The organism is Streptomyces phytophilus, from assembly GCF_013870535.1.
Lineage (GTDB): Bacteria > Actinomycetota > Actinomycetes > Streptomycetales > Streptomycetaceae > Streptomyces > Streptomyces phytophilus.
The window spans coordinates 1-1635 of record NZ_JACBXC010001315.1; the positions used below are offsets into that span (position 1 = coordinate 1).

Consider the following 1635-nt stretch of genomic DNA (forward strand, 5'->3'; position numbering starts at 1 on the left):
GTGGCCACGTACCACTTCCCGGCCGTCGCCGACCTGCTGGAAGCAACGCTGCGCGACAGCGTCGACGCCTACGCGACCGCGCTCGCCGACGCGCTGCCCGAGGAGTACGACACCGCCGACCTGGGGCAGTACCTGGCGGCGTATCTGGACGAGCACGGCGCGGCCTGCGCCGCGGAGTTCGACCTGTACCTCTACGCCGCCCGCCACCCCGAGCTGCGCCCCGTCCTGGGCCGCTGGCACGGCCTGCTGGCGGAGATCGCCGGCCGGTTCACCAGCGACCCGGTCGCGATCGACGCGTTCTCGGCCGTGCTCGACGGCCTCAGCCTGCAGTCGCTGCTGCGGCCGGAGCCGCTGACCGCCGCCGAGGTCCAGCAGGTCGTCGACCACGTACTGCACCGCCGGTGACCCGCCCGCCGCCGACCCGGCCCGCGTCCACGTCCGCGCCCGCGTCCGCACCGGCCTCAACCGCCCTGCGCCGCCTGCCACTCGTGGCTCAGCAGCGACCACACCTCCAGGTCGTGCCGCTTGCCGGCCATCTCGAACAGGCTGCGCAGCGTTCCCTCGTGGCTCATGCCGAGCCGCCTGGCCACCGCGATGCTGGCCTTGTTCGCCGGGTCGACCAGCCACTCGACGCGGGACAGGCCGCGTACGCCCACCGCCCAGTCGATCATCCGGCGCGACGCCTCCGTGACCAGCCCGCGGCCCTGCGCCTCCGGCGCCAGCCAGGCGCCCAGCTCGCAGGAACCCTGCTCGGTGTCGAAGAGCCGGTAGATCATGCCGCCGACCAGTTCGCCGTCCAGCCGGACGGCGAACATCCGGCCGGCGTCGCGGGCCTGCTTGTCCGCGTACGCCTGGAGGAAGCGGCGGGCGCCGGCCTCGTCGGTGACGGCGTGCGCCCAGGGCAGCCACGGCTCCAGGTGCGCCCGGTTGCGGTCGGTGAACGCGGCGAGCTCCGCGGCCTGCCACGGCTCCAGCGTGGTCAGTTCCGCGCCTTCGGCCAGGGGTGTGCTCAGCATCGGTGCGGCTCTCTCCTCGGTCACGGGGTGGGCGGCAGCGGCAGCGGAAGCCCCGGCAGTCCGTCGAGGCTGGCGGCGACGTGCTCCTTCTTGCGGAAGTACGCGTCCAGCCCGGCGTCGTCCTCCCGCTCGAAGCGCCTGCCGTGCAGGTCGCGGTCGGCTTCGTAGGCCATGAAGGGCACAGCGTAGCCGCAGGTGTCGCGGATCAGTTCGGCGGTCACGACGACGACCGCCCGCAGCCCGTGCCGGGACGGGTCGATGGCGGGGAAGTGTTCGAGCAGGGCGGGGAAGCGCGGGTCGTCGCGGAAGACCGGCTCACCGCTGCCGTGCACCCGCACGATGTTCGGCGGGCCCTGGAAGGCGCACCACATCAGCGTGATCCTGCCGTTCTCCCGCAGGTGCGCGATGGTCTCGGCGTTGCTGCCGGCGAAGTCGAGGTAGGCCACGGTGCGGTCGTCGAGGACGGCGAACGAGCCCGTCAGCCCCTTCGGCGAGAGGTTCACGGTGCCGTCCGCCGCCAGCGGCGCGGTCGCCGTGAAGAACATGTGCTGCGCCTCGATGAAGGCGCGCAGCCGGCCGTCGATGCGTGCGTACGTTTTCCCCATGCGACGAGTGTGCG

General features: G+C 73.1%; 3 protein-coding genes. 1 reads left to right on the forward strand and 2 read right to left on the reverse strand.

Going from position 1 to position 1635, the window contains the following annotated elements; all coding sequences use genetic code 11:
* The coding region (locus H5J30_RS31920) for a TetR/AcrR family transcriptional regulator (RefSeq protein WP_181791085.1) at positions 1–405 on the forward strand (405 nt) is incomplete at its 5' end.
* 56 nt (positions 406–461) lie between these two features.
* Here the strand turns inward: H5J30_RS31920 and H5J30_RS31925 are convergent.
* Positions 462–1016 (reverse strand): GNAT family N-acetyltransferase, encoded by a 555-nt coding sequence (locus H5J30_RS31925; protein ID WP_181791087.1) that lies wholly within the window; start codon positions 1014–1016, stop codon positions 462–464.
* Positions 1017–1036: 20 nt separating this feature from the next.
* Entirely contained in the window at positions 1037–1621 is a 585-nt protein-coding gene (locus tag H5J30_RS31930) for a pyridoxamine 5'-phosphate oxidase family protein (RefSeq protein WP_181791089.1), read from the reverse strand.
* Positions 1622–1635: the final 14 nt, after the last annotated feature.

What these genes read in the sequence shown, in the direction of transcription:
- H5J30_RS31925 (WP_181791087.1), bottom strand. Translation starts at nt 1,016, where the DNA reads ATGCTGAGCACACCCCTGGCCGAAGGCGCGGAACTGACCACGCTGGAG.
- H5J30_RS31930 (WP_181791089.1), bottom strand. Translation starts at nt 1,621, where the DNA reads ATGGGGAAAACGTACGCACGCATCGACGGCCGGCTGCGCGCCTTCATC.